Origin of the sequence: Photorhabdus kayaii (assembly GCF_025384895.1) — a bacterium.
GTDB lineage: Bacteria > Pseudomonadota > Gammaproteobacteria > Enterobacterales > Enterobacteriaceae > Photorhabdus > Photorhabdus kayaii.
On record NZ_JAJAFZ010000132.1, the window covers coordinates 1 to 4,129 of the forward strand.

At 57.3% G+C, this 4,129-nt stretch carries 2 protein-coding genes; both read left to right on the forward strand.

Annotated elements, in window-relative coordinates; genetic code table 11:
- Nucleotides 1-1,182: ShlB/FhaC/HecB family hemolysin secretion/activation protein (locus LGZ98_RS23015; protein ID WP_262978660.1), on the forward strand; the 1,182-nt coding region annotated here is incomplete at its 5' end.
- Nucleotides 1,183-1,230: 48 nt separating this feature from the next.
- Nucleotides 1,231-4,129, forward strand: a 2,899-nt coding sequence (locus LGZ98_RS23020; protein ID WP_262978661.1) for a two-partner secretion domain-containing protein, incomplete at its 3' end; no start/stop codon positions are given.

Consider the following 4,129-nt stretch of genomic DNA (forward strand, 5'->3'; position numbering starts at 1 on the left):
CGGATAACCCCCTTTCCCGCGCGTGAAGGCAAATTGCTGGATTTACGGGACATTGAGCAGGGATTAGAAAACTTGCAACGTTTCCCGACCGTGCAGGCGGAGATGAACATTGTCCCGGCAGAGCAGCCGGGAGAGAGTGATATTGTGCTGGACTGGCGTCAGTCACGGCACTGGCGAGTCGCCACGTATCTGGATGATACCGGCTCTAAGAGCACCGGGCGTTATCAGGGCGGATTAACCTTCTTTCTGGATAACCCGCTGGCGTTAAGCGACCTGTTCTATCTCTCCGGGGGACGCGATATTCACGCATCTGCCGGGAAAGGCAGCCAAAACGACACGCTCTATTACTCCGTGCCCTTCGGCTACTGGATGACGAGCGTGACGGCCAGTCATTACGATTATACCCAGACAATAGCCGGGCTGAATCAGGCGATCCAATACCGGGGCAAAAGCCAAAACCTGGCGGTCCAGCTTAGTCGGGTGCTGCACCGTAACGCCGACCAGAAAACCTTGCTTAACGGCGAAATTTATCGCCGGACTTCGCGCAATTTTATTGATAAGACCGAAGTCGATGTTCAGCGCCGGGAAACCGCGGGCTGGAAGCTGGGGCTGTCCCATCATCACTTTATCGGCAGCGCGACGCTGGATACTAGGGTGACTTACCAGCAGGGTATGCGCTGGTTTGGCGCACAACCGGCACCGGAAGAGTACCGCAATGAAGGGACCGCCTTACCTAAAATCACCCAATTCTCGGCGACGCTGGCCGGGCCGTTAACCTTGTTTTCTCAGCCTTTTTCTTATCAAACCCAGTATTTGCGTCAGATAAGCGCCAGCCCATTGACGCCCCAGGATCGCTTCTCGATTGGCGGTCGCTGGACGGTACGCGGCTTTGATGGCGAGCTGACCTTATCCGCTGATCGGGGCTGGTACAGCCGCAACGAACTGGACTGGCAAACCCCGCTGAAAGGGCAGTCGCTGTATCTGGGGATCGATTATGGCGAGGTGGGCGGCCGGGGCAGCGACGCGCTGCTCGGAAAACACCTGGCGGGGAGCGCCCTGGGCTGGCGCGGCAGCCTGAAAGGGGTGAGCTACGACCTGTTTGTCGGCGTCCCGCTGTCCAAACCCGCCGGTTTCCAAACTTCCCCCGTCACGGCCGGATTCAACCTGTATTGGCAGTATTAATTCAAATAACAAAACTGCCGGTGGGTAGTGTTGTGTGGAGTAAAAATCATGAACAAGCAGTTATATCGTATTATCTTTAATCAATCTCGCCAGCTGTGGATGGTGGTGGCCGAGATAGCGCGGGCCGGACGGGGACGAACCGGACGCCGCGCTCATCGCCCGTCTTCACCGCAGCGTCGTTGCCGACTCACCGCGCTACGGTTTGGGTTGTTATTCGCCCTTGGCGGAGTTTCGCTCACCGCGCAGGCGGCGATTGTGGCCGACGGACAGGCGCCGGGACGTCAGCAGCCGACCATCATTCGCAGCGCCAACGGCACGCCGCAGGTCAATATCCAGACCCCGGGCGCCGACGGCGTTTCCCACAATACCTACCGTCAGTTTGACGTGGATAAACAGGGAGTGATCCTCAATAACAGCCATCAGGCCACCCAGACGCAACTGGGCGGTATGGTCGCGGGCAATCCGTGGTTAGCCAAAGGGGACGCCAGCGTTATTCTTAACGAGGTCAACAGTCGTGACTCCAGTCACCTTAATGGCTGGATTGAAGTCGCCGGGCATAAAGCCGAGGTGATTATTGCCAACCCTTCTGGTATCACCTGTAACGGTTGCGGGTTCATTAACTCACATCGCACTACGCTCACCACCGGACAGGCGCTGATGGAACAGGGCCGGCTGAAAGGGTTTGATGTCAATCAGGGGGAAGTGCGGATTGACGGGCGCGGCATGGACAGCACACAGCAAAGTTACACCGATATTATCGCCCGCTCCGTGGCGATTAACGCCAAATTACACGCGCAAGACCTGAAAGTGACCACCGGGCGTAATATTGTCGATGCGACGCATCAGCAGATTGAGAAAAAATCGGTTGACGATGAAAAGCACCCAGAGTTTGCGTTGGATGTGGCGGCACTGGGCGGCATGTACGCCCATAAAATTAGGTTGATAGGCACCGAGGCGGGGGTGGGCGTGCATAATGCCGGCAATATCGGCGCGTCTGCCGGCGAGGTCCATATCACCGCCGATGGTCGGATAGAGAACCGCGGCACCCTCAGCAGCCGGGATACGTTGCAATTAACCTCGTCTGCCGATGTCACTAACACCGGCAAATTGCTGTCACAATCGGCGGTGAATTTACAGACCAAAGGAGCACTGCGCAATCAGGGCCGGGTGGAAGCTCGCGGCGATGCCACGGTCAACGCAGGCACAATACACAGCAGCCATGACAGCGTGTGGGCCGCGGGACTGGATGATAACGGCAACACTACCCGTCCCGGCTCACTGACTCTGACCGCGCAGCACGTTCAGGCGAAGGGGAAAAATCTGGCCGCCGATACGCTGGCTGTCCACAGCCAACAGATTGACCTGAGCGACAGCCAGACCGCAGCCAGCCAGATTCAACTCACCGCCAGTCAAGCGGGGATCAGTACCGCTCGCGCTACCGTCAACGCCGACCGTTTGACGGCGAAAACGCCGGGCCAGTTTAACAACGACGGCGGCCAGTTAGTGGCGAAGGAAATCCACCTCACGACGCCGGATTTATCCAATCATCAGGGAAAAATTAACCAGACCGGTACTGGTGAACTGGCGCTCCATACCCGTACCCTGAATAACCGTGAGGGGACCGTGTTCAATCAGGGGAAATTGACCCTCACTACTGACCAGCTTAACAACCGTCAGGGCACTATTGCCAGTCAGGGCGAGGACCTGCATCTGACCGCGCATCAGGCCGATAACAACCAGGGGACGGTGCAGTTGGCCGGTCAGGGGCAATTATCGCTCAATACCCAACGGTGGCTGGGTGATAAGGGCAAACTGCTCACCAATGGCGCCCTGACGATACAGGCCGGTGAACTGCAACTCAACCACGCTGAAACTCAGGCCGGGCAGATAACCATCAACGCCGATACCCTGAGTCATCAAGGCGGCGTGATGCAACAACAGGGCAAAGATACCCTGTCCCTCACCACCCGGAGGCTGGATAACCAGCGCGGTACCCTTGCGGGCAACGGCAACCTGAACCTTAAAGCAACGACCGTCGATAATCGTCACGGCAACATCGTGGCCGCCGAAAAAGGCTCGCTGACACTGGCGGTCAAAGACACGCTGGATAATCAGTCAGGTCGGCTGGAAGCGGGCCACGCGCTCCAACTGAGCGCCACTCAACTGGATAATCGCCGGGGGAGCATTGTTGCCGCCGGGGACAGCGCCACCCTCACCGTTGGCAAAACTATTCAAAACGTTAACGGTCATCTTGAAGCCAAAACCCGACTGACCACCACCAGTCAGACCCTGGATAACACGCAGGGGATGTTGCTGGCACAAAACATTGACAGCCAGACCACAGGCCATCCCTTCACCAATACCGCCGGACAGGTGATAGCCGAAGACACCCTGACGGTCAACAGTGGCGAACTGGATAACACCGCAGGGTTGTTACAGGCTGGCCGCGAGATGACCGTTGATACCCACGGCCACCGATTCACCAATACCCGTAATGCCGACCAAAAAGCAGGCCGGTTATTGAGTGACGGACACTTAACTTTGCGCACCGGCGATATCAATAACACCGGTGGCATGATAGTGGCGGACGGCAAAACTGCGCTGACCAGCACTGCACTCAATAATACTCAGGGCCAGATAGCCGGAAATAGCGGGCTGGACATTCACAGCCGACAACTCACCAACCGCAACGGGACTTTACAATCCGCAGATGCCCTGACTCTGGATACCGACGGACAGTTGCTGGATAACCAGCAGGGCCAGATTATTGGAGAAGGAAAAACCACTATCACCAGCGGCCCACTGGACAATCGCCACGGTCATCTGCAAGGCGGACAGTTGGCTATTGACACCCGACACGCCGCGCTGGATAACCGGGACGGCAAGTTGTTATCCACCGACACGTTAACCCTGAACACTCATCAGCTCGACAATCGTCACGGGCAGG